Source organism: Streptomyces sp. NPDC056296 (genome assembly GCF_042268605.1).
Lineage (GTDB): Bacteria > Actinomycetota > Actinomycetes > Streptomycetales > Streptomycetaceae > Streptomyces.
Genome location: NZ_JBHJRX010000027.1, coordinates 35345 through 58748, shown reverse-complemented (window position 1 = coordinate 58748; position 23404 = coordinate 35345). Strand labels below are relative to the sequence as shown.

Annotated in this window: 15 protein-coding genes and 1 pseudogene; 12 read left to right on the top strand and 4 right to left on the bottom strand. The window is 71.3% G+C overall.

Going from position 1 to position 23404, the window contains the following annotated elements:
* Nucleotides 1-133: 133 nt before the first annotated feature.
* The 4 genes and pseudogenes from ACFCZF_RS20930 to ACFCZF_RS20915 form a co-directional block, all read left to right on the top strand.
* Nucleotides 134-325: pseudogene (locus ACFCZF_RS20930) on the top strand (3-hydroxyacyl-CoA dehydrogenase family protein); the annotation flags it as partial.
* A gap of 22 nt (nucleotides 326-347) precedes the next feature.
* Nucleotides 348-1346, top strand: coding sequence for an aldo/keto reductase (locus ACFCZF_RS20925; protein WP_376672920.1), 999 nt, complete (start codon nucleotides 348-350; stop codon nucleotides 1344-1346).
* Nucleotides 1343-1942 (top strand): TetR family transcriptional regulator, encoded by a 600-nt coding sequence (locus ACFCZF_RS20920; RefSeq protein WP_376672962.1) that lies wholly within the window; start codon nucleotides 1343-1345, stop codon nucleotides 1940-1942. Before ACFCZF_RS20925 ends, ACFCZF_RS20920 begins: the two co-directional genes overlap by 4 nt.
* A 28-nt stretch (nucleotides 1943-1970) precedes the next feature.
* On the top strand, nucleotides 1971-2282 hold the full coding sequence (locus ACFCZF_RS20915; RefSeq protein WP_376672919.1) for a DUF2316 family protein: 312 nt from the start codon (nucleotides 1971-1973) through the stop codon (nucleotides 2280-2282).
* A 51-nt stretch (nucleotides 2283-2333) separates the two neighbouring features.
* On the opposite strand, the gene ACFCZF_RS20910 is transcribed toward ACFCZF_RS20915, so the two are convergent.
* The 4 genes from ACFCZF_RS20910 to ACFCZF_RS20895 form a co-directional block, all read right to left on the bottom strand.
* The gene (locus tag ACFCZF_RS20910) at nucleotides 2334-3275 is read right to left on the bottom strand and encodes a hypothetical protein (RefSeq protein WP_376672918.1); all 942 of its coding nucleotides are present in this window, start codon (nucleotides 3273-3275) and stop codon (nucleotides 2334-2336) included.
* Between the two features lie 136 nt (nucleotides 3276-3411).
* Entirely contained in the window at nucleotides 3412-4800 is a 1389-nt protein-coding gene (locus ACFCZF_RS20905) for an FAD-binding oxidoreductase (protein ID WP_376672917.1), read from the bottom strand.
* A gap of 346 nt (nucleotides 4801-5146) precedes the next feature.
* Complete coding sequence (gene alr / locus ACFCZF_RS20900) at nucleotides 5147-6301, bottom strand: alanine racemase (protein WP_376672916.1); 1155 nt, start codon at nucleotides 6299-6301, stop codon at nucleotides 5147-5149.
* A gap of 169 nt (nucleotides 6302-6470) precedes the next feature.
* The gene (locus ACFCZF_RS20895) at nucleotides 6471-7703 is read right to left on the bottom strand and encodes an amidohydrolase family protein (protein ID WP_376672915.1); all 1233 of its coding nucleotides are present in this window, start codon (nucleotides 7701-7703) and stop codon (nucleotides 6471-6473) included.
* Nucleotides 7704-7922: 219 nt separating this feature from the next.
* On the opposite strand from ACFCZF_RS20895, the gene ACFCZF_RS20890 reads away from it, so the two are divergent.
* From ACFCZF_RS20890 to ACFCZF_RS20855, 8 genes are all read left to right on the top strand, one after another.
* The gene (locus tag ACFCZF_RS20890) at nucleotides 7923-9752 is read left to right on the top strand and encodes a helix-turn-helix domain-containing protein (protein ID WP_376672914.1); all 1830 of its coding nucleotides are present in this window, start codon (nucleotides 7923-7925) and stop codon (nucleotides 9750-9752) included.
* Between the two features lie 210 nt (nucleotides 9753-9962).
* Entirely contained in the window at nucleotides 9963-13334 is a 3372-nt protein-coding gene (locus tag ACFCZF_RS20885) for a serine hydrolase (RefSeq protein WP_376672913.1), read from the top strand.
* 264 nt (nucleotides 13335-13598) lie between these two features.
* On the top strand, nucleotides 13599-15587 hold the full coding sequence (locus tag ACFCZF_RS20880; RefSeq protein ID WP_376672912.1) for a prolyl oligopeptidase family serine peptidase: 1989 nt from the start codon (nucleotides 13599-13601) through the stop codon (nucleotides 15585-15587).
* A 257-nt stretch (nucleotides 15588-15844) separates the two neighbouring features.
* Nucleotides 15845-17485 (top strand): alpha/beta hydrolase, encoded by a 1641-nt coding sequence (locus ACFCZF_RS20875; protein ID WP_376672911.1) that lies wholly within the window; start codon nucleotides 15845-15847, stop codon nucleotides 17483-17485.
* Between the two features lie 343 nt (nucleotides 17486-17828).
* The gene (locus tag ACFCZF_RS20870) at nucleotides 17829-19424 is read left to right on the top strand and encodes an ABC transporter substrate-binding protein (RefSeq protein WP_376672910.1); all 1596 of its coding nucleotides are present in this window, start codon (nucleotides 17829-17831) and stop codon (nucleotides 19422-19424) included.
* On the top strand, nucleotides 19421-20464 hold the full coding sequence (locus tag ACFCZF_RS20865) for an ABC transporter permease (protein WP_376672909.1): 1044 nt from the start codon (nucleotides 19421-19423) through the stop codon (nucleotides 20462-20464). Before ACFCZF_RS20870 ends, ACFCZF_RS20865 begins: the two co-directional genes overlap by 4 nt.
* On the top strand, nucleotides 20464-22422 hold the full coding sequence (locus tag ACFCZF_RS20860) for a dipeptide/oligopeptide/nickel ABC transporter permease/ATP-binding protein (RefSeq protein WP_376672908.1): 1959 nt from the start codon (nucleotides 20464-20466) through the stop codon (nucleotides 22420-22422). Before ACFCZF_RS20865 ends, ACFCZF_RS20860 begins: the two co-directional genes overlap by 1 nt.
* On the top strand, nucleotides 22419-23402 hold the full coding sequence (locus ACFCZF_RS20855; RefSeq protein ID WP_376672907.1) for an ABC transporter ATP-binding protein: 984 nt from the start codon (nucleotides 22419-22421) through the stop codon (nucleotides 23400-23402). Before ACFCZF_RS20860 ends, ACFCZF_RS20855 begins: the two co-directional genes overlap by 4 nt.
* Nucleotides 23403-23404 lie beyond the last annotated feature (2 nt).

Here is a 23404-nt window from a genome sequence, read left to right as displayed (position 1 = left end):
GGGGAGAGGGGGGGGGGGGGGGGGGGGGGGGGGGGGGGGGGTGGGGGTGGGGGGGGGGGGGGGGGGGGGGGTGTGGGTTCTGGGTGGGGGTGGGGGGGGGCCGCCACGCCTCCCCCCCCACGCCAACCCCCACATCGGCCTCGACACCACCCTGGCCATCGCCGAGTTGCTGTACGCCGAATACAGGGAGCCGTCGTACGCCCCTCCTCCGCAACTGTCCCGTATGGTGCAGGCCGGACACCTCGGCCGCAAGGGCGGCCAGGGCTTCGACTCCTACGCCACTTCCGATCGGATAACTACTACTTACAGTATTTGTAGCTTGTAACTTTCAGAGGTACGGTCGCAGTATGGAGATGCGACACCTGGGAACCAACGGCCCTCACGTACCGGCGGTGGGTCTGGGCTGCAGTGCGATGTCGGGTACCTACGGCCCGGCGGACGAGGCGGAGGCCGTCGCGACGGTCCGCGCCGCGATCGACGCCGGTCTGACCCTGCTCGACACGGCGGACTTCTACGGCATGGGCCACAACGAGTGGCTGATCCGGCAGGCCCTGCGTGCCGGGGACCGGGAGAAGATCACGCTGAGCGTGAAGTTCGGGCAGCTACGCGGCCCGGACGGCAGCTTCGGCGGCAGCGACGGCCGCCCCGCCGCGGTGAAGAACTTCCTGACCTACTCCCTGCAGCGCCTGGGGACCGACCACCTCGACATCTACCGCCCCGCCCGGCTGGACCCCGACGTGCCGATCGAGGAGACGGTCGGCGCCATCGCGGAGCTGGTCGAGGCCGGATACGTGGGGCACATCGGCCTGTCGGAAGTCGGCGCGGAGACGATCCGCCGGGCCCACGCCGTCCACCCCATCGCCGACGTCCAGCTCGAATACTCGCTCTTCAGCCGCAGCATCGAGGACGGCATCCTGGACACCTGCCGGGAGCTGGGCATCGGCATCACCGCCTACGGGGTGCTCTCCCACGGCCTGCTCTCGGGCAGCTACCGGCCCTCCACCGACGGCACCGACCCGCGCTCCCACCTGCCGCGCTTCAACGGAGAGAACGTGGAGGCCAACCTCGCGCTGGTCGACAACCTGCGCAAGGTCGCCGACGCGCGCGGCGTGACCGTGGCGCAGCTCGCCATCGCCTGGGTGATCGCCCAGGGCCGTGAGAGGAACGACATCGTGGCCCTGATCGGCGCCAGGAGGCCGCAGCGCGTGACTGAGGCGCTGCCCGCGGCCGAGCTGGACCTCACCGGCGAGGATCTGGCCGCGATCGAAGAAGCGGTGCCGGCCTCCGCGGTCGCCGGCGACCGCTACGCCGCGCCGCAGATGCAGCAGCTGGACAGTGAACGCTGATGCCCCGCACCGCCGTACTGGACGCCGAGACCATACTCGCGGCCACCGAGGACGTGCTGCGCCGCCACGGACCGGCCAAGGCCACCGTGGTCGACGTCGCCCGCGCCCTGGGGGTGAGTCATGCGGCTGTCTACCGGCACTTCTCCTCCAAAGCCGCACTCCGTGAGGCGGTCACCCGCCGCTGGATCGACCGCTCCTACGACCGCCTCGCGGCCATCGCCGACGACACGACACTGCCTCCGCCCGAGCGGCTGCGGACCTGGCTGACCGCACTGTTCACCGCCAAACGCGCGAAGGCGCTCGACGACCCCGAGCTCACCGCCACCTACGCGGTCCTGGCAGCCGAGCACAACAGCGTGGTCGCCGAACACGTGGCCGTACTCGTCGGCCAGGTACGCGCCATCGTCAGCGCCGGTGCCGCGACCGGTGACTTCGACGTCAAGGACCCGGGAGCGGTGGCCCAGGCCGTCTTCGACGCCACGTTGGCCTTCCACCACCCCGCCCACGCCCCCTCCTGGCAGACCGACGGCATCGACACCGCCTTCGACCACGTCTGCACCCTCCTCATCGACGGCCTGCGTGCCGCCCCCTGCTGACACCCCGCATGACCTGGGAAGGATCGAGATGTCCCTGAACGCCGATGAACGAGCCCGCACCAGCGCAGAACTGCATGCCAACCTCCGGCTCTCCGGCACGGACCCGGAAGAGGCGCGGGCCGCCCTGAGCCTCACACCCGACCGGTTCGAGACCGCTCTGAACTGCAGCGACGCCGCCAAGCCGGCGGATGTCTGGCTGCTGCGCGACCACTTTCACCAACTGGTCCAGGACCAGGGCGGTACCCCCGAGCCCTACACCGTCCTCACCGAGGAGGCCCGCTCGGCTGCCCGCCGATGGTTCCGGCTGCGGCGAGCTCCCCGCCGACCGCAGCAGAATTGAAGCACCATGCGCCGGAGCCCTTGACGGGACGTCAAGCAGCAGGGCGCGGCGTCACGAAGCCGCCGCGCCCGCCCTGCTCCTCGTTTCTGAGATCGTCTCCGCCTCCGCTCCGGCACCCGTGGACACCTGGGTCCACAGTCCGAGTCGGTCGCAGTCGGCGACGGTCGTCATCGGGTCGCTCGACGCGCAGCCGACCAGCAGCCGGCGTGTCGCCCGTGCCGCCTCGGGGCCCAGACGGCAGACCAGCTCCACGAGCTCGCTCGGATCGCAGCGGACCAGGTCTGCCGCCACCCGTTCGGCGTCGCCGCCGCAGGCCGCGCGCGCGGCGGCGACGAGCAGGTTCAGTACACCGAAGTGAGTGGGGTGTGCGGCCCGGAAGTTCCTGGTCGCCAGTTCCGCACAGCCCACCGCCTTCACCGGCAGTCGACCCGCAGCCGCACGGACCAGCGCACGGGCATAGGCGTCGGGCGGCGCGAAGGCGTGCGGGCCCGGACCCGCGCAACGGAGCCGCAGCCCGACCCTGCAGCCGGGCCGCAGGCCGTGTACCGCGTCGACGAGGCGGGGGACGTCGTCGAGCCGCGCGGGTTCTGCGAACAATCGGACCTCCGTCTCCTCGACCAGGCGCGCGATACGGGAGAGACCCGAGGCCGTGTCGGCCCTGCCGGAAAGGGCGAGCGGATACTCGACGGCCGTCAGGACGATGCGCGGGTCCGCCTGACACCGGGCCATCGCGGGCGCGAGCCCGGTGACGTCCACGTCGGCCACCACGGTCACGCGGATCAGGTCGTCGGGCGGCAGTGCCCGCCGGAGGTCGTCCAGGCGTGAGGCAGGGCACATGAGGCGATGCGTCATCTGACCGTGCCGTACGGCACGGTCGCGACGGTGCCGGGTCAGCGCCGTCGCCATCCCTCTGTCCGCCAGGGGGAGTCCGGTGGCGGAGAACAGGCAGCCGTCGTCGATGAGATCTGTGAGCAGAATGCGTCCCGCACCCATGTGATGGTCTCCGGTTCGTACTGTGGGCGCCCTTTGCGCCGTCCGAGGCCACTGCGCCGAACGGCGCCCTTCATGCCGGGCGTGTGCTTTGGTGCCTGCAACGGACCGGTGCTCGCCCGTCCCGGTCCCCGCGGTGTCAGTCCTGGGAGAAGACCTTGCCGGGGTTGAGAATCGCGTCCGGGTCGAGCGCGTTCTTCACGGCGGAGTGCATGTCGAGGACCGTGCCCCCGACCTCCTGGGCGAGACCGCGGCGTTTGAGCAGACCGACACCGTGCTCGCCGGTGACGGTGCCCCCGAGCTCCAGTGCCGCGTCGATGATGTCGTCGAAGGCCTCCTGGGCGCGGCGGCGGGCGTCGTCGTCGCCGGGCCTGGTGACGATCAGGGGGTGCAGGTTGCCGTCCCCGGCGTGCGCGATGTTCGCGATGAGAGTGTCGTGGGCGGCCGCGGCGGACTCGATGCGGGCGAGCATCTCGGGCACGCGGGCGCGGGGCACACACACGTCCTCGGTCAGTACCGGGCCGAGGCGCTCCAGCGCGGGGTAGGCCAGCCGCCTGGCCGCGAACAGGGCGTCGGCCTCCTCGGGATCGGTGGAGCGGGCGGCCCAGTCGGCTCCGCCACGCCGGAAGCACTCCACCATCGTGTCGGCGGCGGCTTCGCCCGCTGCACCGGGATCGTCGATCCGGCCCAGCAGCAGCACTTGCGCGTCGGCCGACAGGCCCATGTTCTTCCAGTCGTCGACTGCACGCAGACAGTGCCGGTCGACCAGCTCCAGTGCCGACGGCACGAGTCCGGCCCTGGTGACCTCGTGGACGGCGTGTCCGGCTGTGACCACCGAGTCGAAAGCGCCCACCACGGTCAGTTCCGCCGGACGGGTGGGCAGCAGCCGGACCGTGATCTCCGTGATGACGGCGAGAGTGCCCTCCGAGCCGACGAGCAGCCCGCACAGGTCGTAGCCGGCCACGCCTTTGGCGGTACTCCGTCCCAGGCGTACGACGCGGCCGTCCGCGAGTACTGCCTGGAGCCCGAGAACGTAGTCCCGGGTGACGCCGTACTTGACGCAGCACACGCCGCCCGCGTTGGTGGCCACGTTCCCGCCGATGGTCGACCACGGCGAGCTGGCCGGATCCGGCGGATACCACAGGCCGTGCTCCGCGCAGGCCGCCCGCAGGACGTCGTTGACCACGCCCGGCTGGACGACGGCGAGACGCTCCACGGGATCGATGGAAACGATGTCGGTCATCGCCTCGAAGGAGAGTATTACGCAACCGTCGACCGCGTTGGCGCCTCCGGACAGCCCGGTGCCCGCGCCCCGGGGCACGAGGGGGATCCGGTGCCGGCCACAGAGCCGTACGACCGTGGCGGTCTCCTCGGCGGTGCGCGGGCGTACGAGCAGCGCGGGCTTGCCATGCGGTGCCCACTCGGCCTCGTCGTGCGCGTATCCGGCCAGCAGTGCGGGGTCGGTCCGGACGCGTTCGGCGGGCAGTTCGGCGTTGAGGGCTGCGATCAGACTGGCGATGTCGGTCATGACGGTCTGCTCCTGGCGGGGGTGGCGGTGGACGACGTGAACGGGTCGGCGTGCGGGGGCCGCGGTCTTCCGTGGTGCGCGGGGGTGACCGGGGCAATCCGCGCTGCGCGCCGGGGCCGCGAGCCTCCGCCGTGTGAGGCGGCGTCCCGGGCGGGCCGTCGGCTCGGGCTGGGACCATCCGTTACTCGTGCTTCGGAAAGGTCCGGAGCGCTCTGCTCCCGGACCCGGAGGGACCGGTGACACATGCGCGGTGCCGGCTTCCGGCCCGTCGTCGTCCGACTGCTGACGGGCGCGCCCTCCACCGGCGGTCGGCGAGGCCCGGACCGAAGCGGCGTGTGCGGGTACATCAGCCCACTCCGTCCAGGTACCGGCGTGGGACGCGGGCGCCGATGCGGGTCACGATCTCGTAGGAGATCGTTCCCGCGGCCCGGGCCCATTCCTCGGCAGTCGGTCCGCCGTGCTCTCCGGCACCGAAAACCTCCACCGGGTCCCCGACCTCGACCTCGGCCGCGTCGGAGCCCAGGTCGACGACGAACTGGTCCATGGCGACACGACCTGCGACGGTCCGCCGTCTTCCGGCCACCTGGACGGGTCCGGTGGAGGAGGCGTGACGGGGGATGCCGTCGGCGTAACCGAGGGGGACGAGGGCGAGTCCGGTCTCGCCGGTGGTGCGGTAGGTGTGGCCGTAGGAGATCCCGTGGCCCTCCGACACGCGTTTGACGTGCGCGACGCGGGCGCGCAGTGTCATCACCGGCCGGAGGCCGAGCTCCGCGGGCGAGTACAGCTCCGGCACCGGGGACAGGCCGTACTGGGCGAGCCCGACCCGGACCATGTCGAAACGCGACTCGGGCAGGGTCAGCGTCGCTGCGGAGTTGGCGATGTGGCGCGAGCGTGGTCGCAGTCCGGCCTTCGAGGCAACGGCGACAGCCTCGCGGAACGCGTCGAGCTGGGCCACGATCGAGGCGTGGCCGGGCTCGTCCGCACGGGCGAGGTGGGACAGGACTCCGGTGACGGAGATCATGCCCTCCGCCTCCGCGGCCCGCGCCGCGGCCACCAGACCATGCCACTCGCGGGCCGAGGCGCCATTGCGGCCGAGCCCGGTGTCCACCTTCAGATGCACACGCGCCGGGCGGCCGGTCGCACGCACGGCGTCGAGCACGTGGGGCAGAGCCCACATGCCGCTGACGCAGATCTCGACGTCGGCGGTCACGGCTTCGCGCCAGGGGCTGCCGGGAGTCCAGAGCCAGCACAGCACGTCGGCCTGTGCCCGGCCGATTCCGGCGGCGCGCAGCGCCAGCGCTTCTTCGGGCGTGGCGGTGCCCAGCCGGCGCACGCCCGCCGCGACGGCAGCGCGGGCACACGGCACCGCGCCGTGTCCGTAGGCGTCCGCCTTGAGCACGGACATGAGTTCGGCGGAACCGGCGCGCTCGCGTAGCGCGGACAGGTTGTCACGCAGTGCTGCGAGGTCGATCAGGGCCTCGGCCCGTGGCGCGGTCTCCATCGCTCGACGGCTTCCTTCGTCTCTCGTGGGTACCGCGGGAGGGCGGTGAAAGGGGGGAGCGGAATCCATCGCGGCACACTCGCCACGGGCACGGCTGCCCGCCGTGCCCCTCGTGCCCGCTCGGCACCGGTCGGGCGGACGCGTCCTTACCGGCTGTGGAGTCCGCTGTTCAGAGGCTGCGGAGATTCTTGACGATCCGGCCGTCCTGGATGACCAGGCCGACCTTGTCTCGGTCGGCGAAGATCTCGGGGTCCTCCAGCGGATTCCCGAGAAAACCGACGAGGTCGGCCCGCTTGCCGGCCTCGATGGTGCCGGTGTCGGCGCCGATACCGAGGATGTCGGCGTTGACACTCGTGGCCGAGACGAGCGCCGCCATGGGGGACTCGATCCGGGCCCGGATGGACAACTCGGTTCCGCGTCCGCTCTGGTCCGGGCCGATCAGGTCCGAGCCGAGGCCGATCCGGACGCCGGCCCGACGGGCGGCGTGGATGGCCTCGATCTGTCCCAGCTCGGCGACGCCGACGCGTGCGGCGACGTCGGCGGTGAGACCGGACTTCGTGGCGTCGTCGAGCAGCGCGCGCACCACCGCGAGCGTCGGCACCAGCGCGACATCGTGCTCGGCCATGAGAGCGGCGGTGTCGTCGTCGATCTGCGAACCGTGTTCGACACCGCGCACCCCGGCCAGGACGGCTTGCCGGACTCCCTGGTTGTTGTGCGCGTGAACCGTCACATACGTCCCTCGCGCGTTCGCCTCCTGCACCGCGACCGCGATCTCCTCGGCCGAGAACTGGGTGTCGGTGAGACTGTCGTGGTGTGACACCACACCGCCGGTCACACACAGTTTCAGGAACCGTGCTCCCCGGCGGAAGGCCTCCCGGGCGTTCCTGCGCATCTCGTCGGGGCCGTCGCTCAGGAGCGACAGCGAACGCAGTCCCGGGATGTCGTGCCGGGACCAGTCGTGCGTCGGTTCCCACTCCGGAGCCAGGTAGCCGTGTCCGCCGGTCTGGCACAGCACGGGTCCGCAGGACAGGATGCGCGGCCCGGGGATCTTGCCGCGGGCGACCACGTTCACGAGCCCCGCGTCGATACCACCGACATCGCGGACGGTGGTGAAGCCGGCCTCCAGGGTCTGCCTGCAGTTGGCGAACATGTCGGCCGCCAACTCCGCCACGGACAGGCGCTTGCCGAAGCTGGCGTCGATGTCGCTGGAGAGCCCGAGGTGCACATGTGCGTCGATCAGTCCGGGGACGAGGGTCATGCCGCCCGAGCAGTCCACCACGTCGGCGCCGGGAGGAGGTGTCCCGCCCACCTGCGTGATGCGGCCGTTCTCGACGAGCACCGCCTGATCCGTGACCGGGTCACGTCCGGTGCCGTCGACGACCGTAGCGCCCACCAGCCACATGGCTCTCTCCGTTTCCCCAGGCCCCGACGCACCGGACGGAAGCTTCCCGTCCGGTTGTGCGATCGCAACGCCAATGCTGTCGCAGACGCTAGAAGTATCCGAGACGATGGAGCAACGTATGGACCGTACATCGACACCCCGCAATGATGTGCGCATCCTCTAGGATCCGGCATCCGGCGTCCGGCATCTGCCGCATGTCGTACCGCGAGGAGGAACGGCATGAAAGAAGACGTCGGCTGGCTCGAGCTGCTGGTGCGGGACGCGCCCGCCGAGGAATTCACCGCCCTGGGAGCGGAGCTGAGCGCGCGCGGCCGCTCCGGCCCGGAGGCCACAGCGACCGCCCTGCAACTGAAGTCCCTGCTGCAGCAGCGAGGACAGCGTGCGGGGGAGCTGAGGGCGCTCAACGACATCGCCGGCCGGCTGTCGACGTTGCACGACCCGGGGGAGGTGCTTGCCGCGATCGTCGAGCAGGCCAGGCGGTTGCTCAGGGTGGATCTGGCCTACCTCGGTCTTTCCGAGCAGGAGCCGGAGCCCGCGATGCGGGTCGCCGTGGCCAGTGGTGCGCTGACCACCGAACTGATCGGACTGCGGGTGCCTCAGTCCGCCTCTCTCGCCGGAGACGTGATACGCAACGCGTCACCCCGCTGGGTCAGCGACTACCGGACCTCGGCGGTCTTCCGGCACGACGAGACGGCCGACGCCGCCGCGGTCTCGGAGAACATGCGAGGCCTGCTGGGTGTGCCGTTGGAGGTTCGCGGCCGGGTCATCGGCGCGCTGTTCGCGTGCAAGCGATCCGAACGGCACTTCACCACGGACGAGGTCGCCCTGCTGTCCGGCCTGGCCGCGCACGCCGCTGTCGCCATCGACAACGCCCGGGGTCTCGAACGGCTCGCCGCCGCCAGGGACGAACTGGCCGGCCGCACCGCGGAACTGGAACGCACGGTCGCCTGGAACCAGCGGCTGACGCAGCTCGTCCTGCGGGGTGGTGGCGTCGACGACCTGCTCACCGAGATCGCCTCCGTCGCCGCGGCGCCCGTGCGCCTCGTCCGCCACGACGGGGGCGGCGCCCGGGACGTGCTCGATCACGCCATCGCCACGGCCGCCGCGGACGGTCCTGCCGACGAACCGATCCACACCACCCTGGACGATCGGCACCTGGTCATGCGCAGGGTGATGGCCGGCCATCGGGACTTCGGCGTTCTGGCCATGACCAGCCCCGTCGAGCCGAGCCCGGAGGATGTCCTCGTGGTCGACCAGGCCGCACCTGTCATGGCTCTGGCCCTCGTCGCCGAGGACGCCGTCGCCGAAGCCGGACGCTACGCACGGGACTCGCTGCTGGCCGAACTTCTGACCACCTCCTCCACCGACACGGCCGGCAGACGGCAGCTGGCCCGGCGTGCCGGTCTCGACCTGACGGCCCGCTACTTCATCGTGGTGGTCGATCCCGAGGACGGCCTGTCCGCGACACGTCAGCGCCTGCAGCGGTTGAGCTGGCCGTCCGGGACAGCCATGGCCGGCTGCAGGGGACAACTGGTCGTTCTTGTACCGGCCGGGCAGGGCGATGTGGTCCACCACCTCTGGCAGTCCCGTCAACTGCCCACAGCAGGGCTGGCGGGCCCCACGTCTCCCGGCCCCGAGATCGCCGAGTGCTACCGGGAGGCGGTCGAGACCATGGAGGCGCTCACCGCGCTGGGCCTGACCGGAGCGGTGCGCACGGCGGACCAGCTCGGACTGTTCCGGGTCCTGCTGAACCATGCCGGCCGACGGCAGATCGAGGCGGCGTTCGAGCGGGCGCTGGCCCGGGTCCGGGCCGAGGAGGACACCAGAGGAGTCCCTCTCCTGGAAACCCTCGAGTGCTTCCTCGCGGAGGGCAGACGCCCCCGTCCGGCCGCGCGGGCCCTCGGCATCCACGTCAACACCCTGTACCAGCGGCTCACCGTCCTCGACCGGCTGATCGGGGACCGGTGGCGTGAGCCGGAGCAGGCACTCGAACTCCAGCTGCTCCTGCGGCTGCGGCACGCCGTCACCGCGTTCGACGCGAACCCGTAGGCGCCCGGTCGCCGCGGTGGACGTTTCGCACATCGTCCGGGACTGACACCGGGCGGTACGTACGTGTACACCGTGAGGTGCGAGCTTTAGTCTCCGTCGGAAGCGCGCGCCGTCGGAGGGATCACGCGAACCGGCGCCGGCGGCCGACTCCGGCCGCCTCTCAGTACCGGGCGGTGGCACACCGCTCACCAGAACGGAGAGCGAGCACACATGCCTCGACGCCCTCGCATCACCGACCTCGCCGCGCTGGAGGTGCCGGAGACCCCGTCCGTCTCGCCCGACGGCGCCGACGTGGTGTACGTGCTGCGCAGCCACGACCGCGACGCGGACCGCACCGTGCGCGCCCTGTGGCGCGTCGGTGCCGACGGGTCGGGGGCACGCCGCCTCACCCGCGGGCCCGACGACCGCTGCCCGCAATGGTCGCCCGACGGCCGTCGTGTCGCGTTCCTCCGGAGCCAGGACGGCCCGCCGCAGCTGTGGGTCCTGAGAGCCGACGGAGGCGAACCCGAACAACTGACCGAGTTGCCTCTGGGTGCGGGCGCCCCGGTGTGGAGTCCGGACGGTTCCCGGATCGCGTTCACCGCGCCGGTCGACGACGCCGCGCACCCCGACGAGACGGCCGAACAGGCCCGGGCGCGGCGTGCGGCCGCCCCCCTGGTCACGGACCGCCTCGACTACCAGGCCGACGGCCCGGGGCTGCTGGGCACGATCCGCGGCCACCTCCACGTCCACGACCTCGGCACGGCCTCGACCCGCAGGCTGACCCACGGCTCCTGGCACGCCGGGGCCCCGGCCTGGTCCCCGGACGGTTCCCGGCTGGCCTTCCCGGCGGGCGCCGGAGCGGACGCGGATCTCACTTTCCACTCGACGGCGTACGTGCTGGACCCGGCGGAAACCGATCCGCGGCCACGTCAGGTGGGGGAGTCCGGCCGGTTCGTGTCCACCACCCGCTGGACCCCGGACGGGCAGGCACTGCTGGTCGTGGAACGTCCGGACAGCCCGGTCGGACACGCACGGCTGCTGCGGCTGTCACTGGACGGGCGGACCGCCGAGCCGGCCGCGGAACTGGACCGCAACGTCATGGCCGGCGCGCCCGGATACCCCGGAGCACCACCGCAGCCGGCCGCCGACGGACGGACGGTGCTCTTCTGCGTCCGCGACCAGGGCTCCACACATGTCTACGCCACCTCCCCCGAAGGGGGCGCACCGCGCCGTGTGCTGGGCGGCGAGGGCCGCACCGTCTCGGGGATGTCGGTCGCGAGTGACTCCCCGGTGCTCGCGGCGATCGTGGGCACCCCCACCTCCTACGGGGAGGTGGTCACGCTGGACATGGGGACGGGCGCCGAGACGGTGTGCACCCGGCACGGTGACGCGCCGGCCGGTGTGACACCGTTCGCACCGGTGTCCCGCACCTTCACCGTCTCCGACGGCACCGAGGTACACGGCTGGCTGATCTCCGACCCGGACACGACCGGTCCCGGCCCGCTGCTGCTCGACATCCACGGCGGCCCCCACAACGCGTGGAGCGGCGCCGCCGACGAAGCCCACCTGTACCAGCAGGAACTGGCCGCCCAGGGATGGCGGGTGCTCCTGCTCAACCCGCGTGGCAGCGACGGGTACGGGGAAGCGTTCTTCACCGCGCTCACCGGCGGGTGGGGGGAGAGGGACCGGGCCGACTTCCTGGAGCCGCTCGACCAGCTGGTGGCCGAGGGCGTCGCCGACCCGCGGCGGCTCGCGATCTGCGGCTACAGCTACGGCGGCTACATGACCGGCTACCTGACCAGCCGCGACACGCGATTCGCGGCGGCGGTCGCCGGCGGGATGGTGGCCGATCCGGCGAGCATGGCGGGAGCCTCCGACGTCGGACACGCGGTGGCCGTCCACGAGCTGGGCGGACACGCCTGGGACGAGCGGGACCGCTACACGGCCATGTCCCCCTACGCCCGCGTCGACCAGGTGCGTACGCCCACCCTGATCCTGCACGGGCAGGACGACCTGCGCTGCCCGGTCGACCAGGCGAAGCAGTGGCACTCCGCCCTGCGCAGCCGCGGTGTGACCAGCCGACTGGTGCTCTACCCCGGAGCCTCACACCTGTTCACCCTCCAGGGCAGGCCGTCGCACCGGCTCGACTACAACCGGCGGATCGCCGACTGGGTCCACCGTTACGCCGGCCACCCGGGGGAGGGCACGCCCGCGCCGGTCGACGCGGCCCACTGGCAGCGCCGTCTCGAACAGCTGGCCGCCCGGCACGGGGTCCCGGGTGCGTCCCTCGGAATCCTGCGACTGCACGAGGGCGGCGACGACGAGTTGGTCGAGGCCGCCTACGGCACGACCAACCGGAACACGGGTGTTCCGGTCACGGCGGACACCCTGTTCCAGATCGGCTCCATCACCAAGGTGTGGACCGCCACGCTCGCGATGCAGCTGGTGGACGAGGGCGTCCTCGACCTCGACGTCCCTGTCCGTGAGGTGCTGCCCGAGCTGCGGCTCGGTGACGAGCGCGTCACCGAAACGGTGACGATGCGGCACCTGCTGGCCCACACCAGCGGCATCGACGGTGACGTGTTCACCAGCACCGGGCGCGGCGACGACTGCCTCCGCGACTACGTCGCCCTCCTCGACGACGTCGGACAGAACCACCCCCTCGGCGCCACCTGGTCCTACTCGAACGCCGGATTCGTCCTCGCCGGCCGGGTCGTCGAGCAACTGACCGGGCGGACGTGGGACGAGGCGCTGCGCGAGCGCATCGCCCTGCCACTGGGTCTCACCCACACCGTGACCCTGCCCGAGCAGGCACTGCTGCACCGGACCGCCGTCGGCCACAGCGCACCGCCCGGCGAGGAACCCGCGCCCGTGCCCGTGTGGCAGATCCCGCGGTCGATGGGCCCCGCCGGACTCGTCACCGCCTCCGCGGCCGACGTGCTCGGCTTCGCCCGCCTCCATCTGACCGGGGGACTCGCTCCCGACGGCACCCGGGTTCTGAGCGAGGCGTCGGCGACCGCGATGCGCGACAACCAGGCCGACCTGCCCGAGCCGTACACCCTGGGCGACTCCTGGGGCCTCGGATGGATCCGTTTCGGCTGGCACGGACACCGTGTCGTCGGCCACGACGGCAACACCATCGGGCAGTCCGCGTTCCTCCGGATGCTGCCGGAGGCCGGCCTGGCCGTCGTCCTGCTGACCAACGGCGGCCACACGCGCGACCTCCACCACGACCTGTGCGCCGAGATCTTCGCGGAACTCGCCTCCCTGGACGTCCCACCGCCCCTGAGCCCGCCGTCCGCCCCGCCCACGGTCGACATCACCCCGCACACCGGCGTCTACGAGCGGGCCGGCATGCGGATCGAGGTGTCCGACCCCGGCGGCCGGCCCACGGTGACCATGACGGCGACCGGGCCACTCGCCGCCCTCGCGCCGGAGGCCACGAAGGAGCGCCCGCTGGTCCCCGCGGACGCCGGAGGGAACCTGTTCTGCTTCCGTGACCCGGGCGTTGACACATGGACCCCGGTCGTCTTCTACGCACTTCCCAGCGGAGAGCGGTACGTACACGTCGGCGCTCGCGCGACACGGAAGGTGGAATGACATGAGGCCCCATCCGTGCGTCACCGCCGAAACCGGGGCGTCGAATGCCCCGGCCGTGTCGCCGGGGACTGCCGGCACCGGACGTTCGGGCGAATGCCCGGCGCTGTCAGCCACTTCGCCCGTCGCGGCCCACGGCGCTCTCGCCCGGTCCTGAGCCTCGCCGTCCCGGTGTGACCGGCACTCCCGCACGGCGGCGACGCCCATCCCGCCCCGGACCCCCGACACCGCTTCGCCCCCTCCCGCACCGAACCACAGGAGACCGTCGTGACAGCGAACCACAGTGCTCAGCCCGACCCGGGGGCGGGCGCCACCGCCCGACGCCGGCCCATCGAACCGGACGACCTGTTTCGCCTCCGCTTCGTCACCGCCGCGGATCTCTCCCCGGACGGAAGTCTGGTCGCCTACGCCCTCACCCGCACCGACTCACAGGCGGGTGTCGACTTCACCGACCTGGTCCTGCACGAGGCGGACACCGGAAAGCAGCGGCCGCTGACCGACGACGACGCGGTCAACACCGCGCCGGCGTTCTCCCCGGACGGCAGCGAGATCGCCTTCCTGTCCAGTCGGGCCGGCCTGCCCCAGATCTTCGCCATGCCCGTCGACGGGGGAGAGGTGCGTCAGATCACCTCGATGCCCCGGGGCGTCGCGAGCGGTCCGGCGTGGTCGCCGGACGGCTCGAGGATCGCCTTCGTCGCAGGCCCGCAGGACGAACCGCGCGATCCCTCCCTGCCCTACCGGGTGAACCGCGCGGTGTGGCGGGTCGACGGGCTCGGCCCCGTCGAGGACGCGGCGCACGACCTCTACGTGATCGACGCCGGTGGAGGTGACCCCACCCGCCTCACCGCCGATCGGTCACTGAACACGGCCCCGCTGTGGACCCCCGACGGAACCGCGCTGGTCTTCACCTCCGCCTTCGGCCCCGACGCCGTGGGCATGCAGAACCGGCTCCGCCGTGTCGATCTGGACGGTACCGTCACCGATGTCGCCGATGGCGGCGTCATCGCCGCGCACGCCGTCTGCCCCGACGGCCGCATCCTGTACGTACTGACCAACGAGGACGGAAAGCTTTCCGGCACCCGGTCCGACCTCTGGGTCCACGACCCACGGTCCGGAACGCGGGAACGACGCACCACCGCACTCCCCGCCGACATCGGCGGCCAACTGCAGCCCGACATGCTCGCGTTCGCGTTCAGCGCGGGCACGGTGCTCGCCTCCGACGATTCCGACTCCGCGTACGTACGCGCTCAGCGCGGTGGCGAGGTCGGTGTGTACCGCGTCGCCCTGTCCGGACCCGAAGCCCATGAACAGGTGGCGGGCGGCGAGCGGGCCTGCGTTCCCGTGAGGCTGCGCGGCGACCGGCTGCTCTTCGCCGCCTTCGGTATGTGCGACCCCGGAGACCTGCACCTCCTGGACACATCCACCGGCGAGGAAGAACGTCTGACCCGGCTCAACTCCGACCTGCGCGACCAGCTCGCCTGGCCGACCGTCCGGCACCTGAGCTACTCCGGCCAGGACGGCACGCTCGTGGAGGGCTGGTACCTCGAACCCGACGCGGAGCACGCTCCGTACCCGACGGTGGTGAGCCTCCACGGCGGCCCTTACGCCGGGTGGGGCCACACCTTCGTCTTCGACTCCCTGATGCTCGCCGGCGCCGGTTACGGCGTCCTCCTTCCCAACCCCCGGGGCTCCACCGGTTACGGCGACGCCTTCGCCACCGCGGTTCACGCCGACTGGGGCAACCTCGACCACCAGGACGTCATGGCAGGCGTCGACCACGTGATCGACGCCGGTCTCGCCGACGCCGATCGTCTGGGCGTCTTCGGCGTCTCGGGCGGCGGCACGCTCGCCGCCTGGGCCATCGGTCACACCGACCGGTTCCACGCGGCCTTTCTGGAAGCGCCTCTGCTCGATCTCCTCAGCGTCCACGGAACCGCGGACATCGGCCCCTGGCTGGGCGAGAAGTTGATGGGCGGCCCTCCGTGGGAGCACGACGACGCCTATCACCGCTGTTCCCCTCTCACCTACGCGCACCAGTGCACGACCCCGACCCTCCTGCTCGTGCACGAGCAGGACCTGCGGTGCCGGCCCGAGCAAGCCGAGAAGTTCCACACCGTCCTCAGAGCATGCGGAACCGTCACCGAGATGCTGCGCTTCCCCGGCACACCGCACGCGGGCTCGATCCTGGGGCCGGTCACCCACCGGCGCGCCCAGAACGAGTCCCTGCTCGACTGGATGGACCGCCACCTGGCGTAGCGGTCCTCCGCGTCCTCAATCGGGGGGAGGGGCCCCGGAGATCAGCCCCGGCAAACTGCCCAGGTGTCCGTCGGACCCGCGGGCTGCCCAGGGCTGAGCTCACGTTCGTGGAGTTCGAACGGGCGTGACGCAGATCCGCCCCCGCCCCCCGCCTCAGCGGTCTCGGCACCATCCAGCAATTCACGAAGCACCCACCACAAACAGGGGAGTGACATTGCTTCGCCGAACACACCCCCAGGCGTGAGGAAGGGACAGCCATGACGCGACGCCCGACCCGGCTCAGGCACTTGGCCGCCGTGATCGCACTCACCGCGGTGGCCGGCGGGACCACCGGAATGACGGCCGACGCACAACCCGCATCCGCGACGACGCCTGCGGCCGTGCCCCAGTTGGACTGGCAGGCCTGCCAGAACGCCCCCGGCTACCAGTGCGCCACCGCGAACGTGCCGCTGGACCACGATCAACAAGAAGGCCGGCAGATAGAGATCGCCGTCATCAAACGCCCGGCGACCGACCCCGCGCACCGGATCGGCTCGTTGTTCTTCAACCCGGGCGGCCCAGGCACTCCGGGAGTGGCCACCCTGCCGGCGTTCTACCCCCAGCTACCCACCCAGGCTCGCGCCAGGTTCGACATCGTCAGCTTCGACCCACGCGGCACCGGGCAGAGCACATCCCTGCAGTGCTTCGACACCCAGCAGGACGAGGCGAATCTCCTCGCCCAGGCCCCGGCCGGCTTCCCGGTCGGCTTCCGGGAGGAGCAGACCTGGATCAACGTCTACACGGACTTCAACCAGGCGTGCGCCAGGAACGGCGGGCCGACACTCTCCCACATGTCCAGCGCGAACGTGGCGCGGGACATGAACCTGCTGCGCCAAGCGGTCGGCGACCCCAAGCTCACCTACTACGGTCCGTCGTACGGCAGTTACCTCGGTGCAACCTACGCCAACCTGTTCCCCTCCAGCGTCCGGGCGATGACGCTGGACGGCAACATCGACGCGAGGGCCTGGAACGACACCGTCGCGGGAAGTTATCTCGGAAGCTTCCTCCGGGAGGGATCGGACCTGGGCTCCTCCGCCACGCTCGACCTCTTCCTCAGCGAATGCGGACAGGTGGACACCAGCCGGTGCGCCTTCTCCGCCGGTAGCGCGAAGGCCACCAGCAGCAAGTTCGCGACTCTGCTGTCCAGGCTGCGGGCCGCCCCCGTCACCGTGAGCGGCACCCGGTTCACCTACGCCGCCACCGTCACGCAGACCGTGAGCGGTCTCTACAGCCAACAGGGGGTGACCGGGTTGGCGACCGGCTGGAATGACCTCGCCGCCCTGTTGCAACAACTGTGGTCGGCAACCTCGCAGGAGTCCGAGCGCTCCGTACCGGGGAAGGCCGCGATCACATCAACCGCGCCCCTGCCGTCGCCCCTGCCCCACACGGAGAGCGTGTCGGCCGGCCCGGCACCTGTCACCAAGTACGCGGGCCTGGAGCAGTTCTACGGCGTCATGTGCTCGGACAGCCCGAACCCCCGGTTCCCGCAGGCCTATCCGAGCCAGGCACAGACCGCCAACGCTCGGGCACCGCACGTGGGGGCCCGCTGGGCCTGGACGAACGAGCCATGCGCTCAGTGGCCGGCCACCGACCCCGACCGCTATACGGGTCCGTTCGACAGGTCGACCGCGCCCCTTCTGCTCGTAGGGGTGGAGAACGATCCCGCCACGCCGTACGAGGCTTCGCGGTCGATGGCGGGGCAGTTGGCCAACGCGCGCCTGTTGACGGTCAGTGGTGGCGGACACACGACACTGTTCAACAAGAGCGACTGCGCCGACGCCCATATCGGGAAGTATCTCGTCGACTCCACCCTGCCGCCCGTCGGAACCGTCTGCGCCCAGAACGCCGAGCCGTTCTGAGAACGCACCCAGCGGCGTACTTCGTTCTCTCCAGCGAGGATCACTGCGCTCAAAGCTGCGCGACCTCGGCGCGAAACGCTGTCCGTCCGGTGGACGCAACGACCGCCAACCCGCCAGGGAAGTGGACGGTACGCACGTTGTCCCCGTCACGTCGTCTTTCTAGGGTCCTGCACACACGGTGAACGACCGGACGGCAGGCGAACGCCGATCAGGGAGCCGAGAGCGTGCCCGTGGTGGGCCGAAGCTCCTACGACCACCGCACGAAGTACCACAGCCGAACAGTCCCCCCTGATCCCGATCCGCAGGCCCGCCCCCTGCGATCGCCGCACCATCTAGGAGAGGCATGACCAGGAACCGAATCACTCTGGCGGTCGCAGTGACCGCCGCTCTGGGGCTGACCGCGTGCACCGGGCAGGCGGGACCGAGCGGACCGGGCGGAAGCAAGGGGGAACTCGTCGACGGTCAGACGTTCACCTACGCCGTGGCGACCGACCCCGGCAGCCTGGACCCGCACAGCACGGTGCTTCGCGCGGCGCGCGGAGTCAACCGCTTCCTCTACGGGCAGTTGATCAATCTGAACGACAAGGGCGACGCGATACCGTTCCTGGCGCAGAAGTGGACCGCGGACACCACCACCGCGACGTTCACCCTCCGCCCGGGCCTCACCTGCTCGGACGGTTCCCCGCTCACCGCCACCCAGGTCGCCGACAACTTCAACCACGTCGGCGACCCCGCGAAGAAGTCGCCGCTGCTCAACGTGTTCGTCAAGCCCGGGACCAAGGCCACCGCGGACGACGCGGCCCGCACGGTGACGGTCACCAGCGGTGCACCGGACGCCTTCCTGCTGCGCAACCTCGGCACGCTGCCGATCGCCTGTGGCAAGGGGCTGACCGACCGCAAGCGACTCACGGCCGGCAAGGACGGAACGGGCATGTTCGTCATGTCCGAGTCCGCGCCCAACGACCACTACACGCTCACCCGCCGCAAAGACATCACCTGGGGTCCCGGTGACTGGGACCCCGACCAGCGGGGGCTCCCGGACAAGGTCGTGATCCGGGTGATCCCGAACGAGACGACCTCCGCCAACCTGCTGCTCTCCGGCGAGATCAACGCCGCGGCCGTCAACGGCCCGGACAAGGAGCGGCTGCTGGCGCAGAAGGTGTTCCACGACGACACCCAGATCTCGGTCGGTCAGCTCTGGTACAACCAGGCGGACGGGCGTCCGGGGCAGGATTCGGAGGTGCGCCGGGCGCTGACCCAGGCGCTGGACCTCAACCAGATCGGCCAGGTCCTCACCGGCGGCACGGGCAAGAAGTCGACCGGCATGGTCACCGTGGATCCGAAGCCCTGCACCGACGACACCGTCAGCGGCAACCTCCCCGAGCACGACACAGCGGCGGCCGCGAAGTCCCTGGAGGCCGCCGGCTGGGTGGCCGGCTCGGGCGGCGTCCGGGCCAAGGACGGGCAGAAGCTGAAACTGACCGTCCTCTACCCCACACAACTCGGTCCCACCGAGGCGGCCGCGGCTGAGCTGATCCAGAAGACCTGGGCCGAGCTCGGAGTCGACGTGACGCTGAAGGGCGTCGACAGCCCCGGGTTGAACACGGCCCTCTTCGACACCGGGGAGTGGGACGTCTCGATGGCACCGGTGGGGGCCAACCTCCCGAGCGTGGTGGTCGGGTTCGTCTCCGGCCCCGTGCCCCCCGGCGGGACGAACTTCGCGCACATCGACAACCAGAAGTACAGCGCGGCGGTCGCGAAGGCGGCCAACAAGGTCGGTGCCGAGGGCTGCCCGGAATGGGCGGAGGCGGAGAAGGCCCTCATCGACGACATCGACGCGGTGCCGTACTACAACACGGTCGAACCGACCTTCGGCGCCGGAGCCGAGTTCCGCGTCGACGACGGCCTCGACCCCGCGTCCATCCGGATGTACAAGTGAGCGAGTCGACGACGACGGCGGCCGACGCAGGGACCCGCCCACCGGCGATCGCACTCCCCGGGAGGTGGCGGGCCGGCGCCACCCGGATGTGGGGGAGCCCCTGGCGGACCTTCGTGCTGCGGCGCCTGGTGCATCTCGGGGTCTCCCTGTGGGTACTGGTCACGGCCGCGTTCGTGATGATCCACCTGGTGCCGGGCGACCCGGTACGGGCGGCGCTGGGCATGACGGCGCCCGAGGAACTGGTGAGCGCGCGCCGTGAGGCGCTCGGGCTGAACGATCCGATCCTTGTCCAGTACGTGGACTACCTGCGTGGCCTGGCCGGTGGCGATCTCGGAACCTCGCTCACCAGCAATCTGCCGGTGTCGCAGGTGATCACCGACCGGTTCCCCGCGACGGCCGTGCTCGCCGTGCTGGCACTGGGCGTGGCCGTGGCCGTCGCGCTGCCGGTCGGAGTCGGTATGGCGATCCTGACCCGTGGTGGCAGACGGCGTGGCGGCGAGCTGGCCTTCACCTCGACCAGCGTGTTCCTGGCCGCGATCCCGGAATTCCTCCTGGCGGTCGGTCTCGTGTACGTCTTCGCCGTCCAGCTGATGTGGTTCCCGGTGGCCGGAAGAAGCGGCGCGGCTTCGTACGTACTTCCCGTGGCGGCGCTGGCCGTTGGCCCCGCGGCGGTCCTCGCGCGCATCCTGCGGGTCGAGATGCTCACGGTGCTCGGCCAGGACTACATCCGTACCGCACGCGCGAAACGCCTGCCGCCGCGGCTCGTTCATCTGAGGCACGCGCTGCCGAACGCGCTGACGGCGACGCTGACCCTGGGCGGGCTGCTGCTGACGGCGATGGTGGCCGGGACGGTGCTGGTGGAGAACGTGTTCGCCTGGCCCGGACTGGGATCGACGATGGTCTCCTCGATCCTCCAGCGGGACTATCCGGTGGTCCAGGGCATCGTGCTGCTGTACGGGGTGCTGGTGCTGCTGGTGACCTTGGTGGTCGACGTACTGCTCGCGGTGCTCGATCCCCGTTCGACGATCCGGGAGAGCTGATGGAGAGGGAAACGGGACGCCGGCGGCCCGCATGGGTGGCCGTCGTACGGACACCCGCCGGTGCGGCCGCGGGCGTGCTCCTGGCCCTGCTGGTCGTACTGGCCGTCCTGGCGCCGGTCCTGTGGAGCGACAACGCCGAAGCCGTGAACAGCACCGCGATCAGCCAGAGCGCGTCGGCCGGCCACCCGCTGGGCACCGACGCGCTCGGGCGGGACATCCTGTACCGGGTACTCGTGGCGACCAGGTTGTCGCTCGGACTCGCGCTGTCGGCCACCTTGATCGGCGTGGTCCTCGGGACGCTGCTGGGCGCCGCGCCCTCCGTACTGCCCCGGCGGATCGGGCGGCTGCTCACCGGCGCCGTGAACATCGCGGTCGCCGTCCCCGGACTGCTGCTGGCGCTGTTCGTCGCGGTCGTCGTCGGAGTGGGAACCATGGGCGCGGTCCTGGCGATCGGGTTCGCCATCGCGCCGGCGTTCGCGCGCCTGGTCCACACGATGTCGGCGTCCGTGACGGGACGGGACTTCGTGGCCGCGGCCCGCGTAGCGGGGGTCGGGCGCGTGCGGCTACTGATTCGCCATGTGCTGCCGAACATCGCCGAGCCGCTGGTGGTCAACGCGACCGTCGCCGCGGGGACGGCACTGCTGTCCTTCGCAGGGCTGTCGTTCCTCGGGATCGGCGTACAGGCGCCGAGCTACGACTGGGGGCGACTGCTCGGCGAGGGACTCGACCGGATCTACCTCAACCCGGCGGCGGCCCTCGCACCCGGAGTGGCCGTGGTGATCGCCGGTCTGGCCTTCAACCTGTTCGGCGAGGTCGCCGCGGCACAACTCGGCATGCGTGCGACGTCGCACCGCGTCCCGATGCCTGGCCGGGTGACCGCGGGCAAGTCGATCGGCGAGGCGACACCGGCCGCAGCCGCCGCTCCGGAACAGCCGGTGCTGCTGGTGCGGAACCTGCGGGTGGCGTTCCCCGCCGAGTCCGGTTGGACCACGCCGGTACGGGGAGTGAGCTTCACCGTGGGAGCCGGGGAGGCCGTGGGCGTGGTCGGCGAGTCGGGTTCGGGCAAGAGCCTGACGGCACTGGCCGTGTCCCGGCTCATCGAGGCGCCCGGCGAGGTGACCGCCGACCGGCTGGAGTTCACCGGAGTGCCGCTGCTGGAGAGCCCCGAGCGTGGACTTCGCGCACTGCTGGGCACGTCACTGGCGATGGTGTTCCAGGACCCCGCCACCTCGTTCAACCCGACGCGCCGGATCGGACGCCAGCTCGCCGAGGTGTCCGAGCAGCACCAGGGCCTGTCCCGGCGGCAGGCACACCAGCGCGCCGTGGACCGGCTACGGACGGTCCGTGTCCCTGCCCCCGGGCGTCGTGCCCGGCAGTACCCGCACGAGTTCTCCGGCGGTATGAGGCAACGCGCCATGATCGCCGCGGGCATGATGGGCGACCCGCGCCTCATCGTGGCCGACGAGCCGACGACGGCGCTCGACGTGACGGTCCAGCGGCAGGTGCTGAAGCAGCTCCACCGGGTCCGTGTCGAGACCGGCGCGGCGATCCTGCTGATCAGTCACGACATCGCCGTCGTCGCCCAGACGTGCGACCGCGTCCTGGTCATGTACGCCGGTCGCGTCGTCGAGGACCTGCCGGCCGACGAGCTGCTGAACTCGGCCCGGCACCCCTACACACGAGCGTTGCTGGCCGCCACCCCCGACCTGGACGCCGACCGGGACCAGTCGCTCGCGGTCATCCCCGGCCGACCACCCCAGCCCGACGACATGCCGGCCGGATGCGCCTTCGCGGCACGCTGCGCGTTCGCGGACGACCGCTGTCGCGCGGAGGAACCCGTCCTGGTGGACACCGGTGGGGCGGGGCACGTGGCCTGCTGGCACCCGGTCGCCGTCTCCGCGGGCACCCAAGCACCCGGTGAGCGCACCCCAGCACACACCGGTCCGGAGGAAGTGTGAAAGAGCTACGGTTCGAAGAACTCAGCGTCCACTACGGCGGCCGCCGCGGTGGCCTCACCGCAGTCGACGGGGTCACCCTGACCGTGCCACCCGGGCAGGTGGTCGGGCTGGTCGGCGAGTCGGGCTCGGGCAAGTCGTCCCTGGCCAAGGCGGCGGTCGGACTCTCTCCGGTCAGCGCCGGCCGGGTGCTGCTGGACGGCGCCGACGTACGCCGCCTGCCGAAGGGCCACAGGCCGTTGCAGATGGTCTTCCAGGACCCGTACTCCTCACTCGACCCGCGCATGACCGTCGGCGAGTCGATCGCCGAGGCCATGCCACGCGACGCGTACCGGCGCGCGTCGGAGCGACGCGAGGAGGTGGCCCGCCTGCTCGGCCTGGTGAATCTCGATCCGGCGCTCGGCGGACTGCGGCCGTCCCGGATGTCCGGAGGCCAACGTCAACGGGTCGGCCTGGCCCGTGCCCTGGCGGGCCGACCGGACGTGGTCATCGCCGACGAGATCACCTCGGCGCTCGACGTGTCAGTGCAGGGCACGGTGCTCAACCTCGTGAAAGACCTCCAGCGACGGCTGAACCTGTCGATGCTCTTCATCTCGCACAATCTCGCGGTGGTGCGCTACGTCAGTGACGTCGTCGCGGTCATGTACCTCGGCCGGATCGTCGAGGCCGGGCCGGTGGCGCAGGTTCTGGGCGATCCGCAGCACCCGTACACCCGGGACCTGCTCGCTGCCTCGCCCTCGCTGCACGACAGTGACCTGCTCGCCGACGACCCCGCGGCCACGGGCGACGCGGAGCCGGCAGATCCGCACGACCCCCCGGCCGGCTGCCGGTACCACCCCCGTTGTCCGCTCGGGCCGGCGGTCCACCCAGGGCGCACCATCTGCGGCACGACCGATCCCGGTGACGACGCCGACCGGGGGGTGCACCAGGTCGCCTGTCACTTCCCGGGGGCCGGTATCGACCCCCGTCAACCGCGGGAGTGAAA

Coding starts and splice junctions, on each gene's coding strand:
- ACFCZF_RS20860 (WP_376672908.1), top strand. CDS start 20,464: ATGGAGAGGGAAACGGGACGCCGGCGGCCCGCATGGGTGGCCGTCGTA.
- alr (WP_376672916.1), bottom strand. CDS start 6,301: ATGGAGACCGCGCCACGGGCCGAGGCCCTGATCGACCTCGCAGCACTG.
- ACFCZF_RS20905 (WP_376672917.1), bottom strand. CDS start 4,800: ATGACCGACATCGCCAGTCTGATCGCAGCCCTCAACGCCGAACTGCCC.
- ACFCZF_RS20890 (WP_376672914.1), top strand. CDS start 7,923: ATGAAAGAAGACGTCGGCTGGCTCGAGCTGCTGGTGCGGGACGCGCCC.
- ACFCZF_RS20895 (WP_376672915.1), bottom strand. CDS start 7,703: ATGTGGCTGGTGGGCGCTACGGTCGTCGACGGCACCGGACGTGACCCG.
- ACFCZF_RS20910 (WP_376672918.1), bottom strand. CDS start 3,275: ATGGGTGCGGGACGCATTCTGCTCACAGATCTCATCGACGACGGCTGC.
- ACFCZF_RS20885 (WP_376672913.1), top strand. CDS start 9,963: ATGCCTCGACGCCCTCGCATCACCGACCTCGCCGCGCTGGAGGTGCCG.
- ACFCZF_RS20870 (WP_376672910.1), top strand. CDS start 17,829: ATGACCAGGAACCGAATCACTCTGGCGGTCGCAGTGACCGCCGCTCTG.
- ACFCZF_RS20915 (WP_376672919.1), top strand. CDS start 1,971: ATGTCCCTGAACGCCGATGAACGAGCCCGCACCAGCGCAGAACTGCAT.
- ACFCZF_RS20875 (WP_376672911.1), top strand. CDS start 15,845: ATGACGCGACGCCCGACCCGGCTCAGGCACTTGGCCGCCGTGATCGCA.
- ACFCZF_RS20925 (WP_376672920.1), top strand. CDS start 348: ATGGAGATGCGACACCTGGGAACCAACGGCCCTCACGTACCGGCGGTG.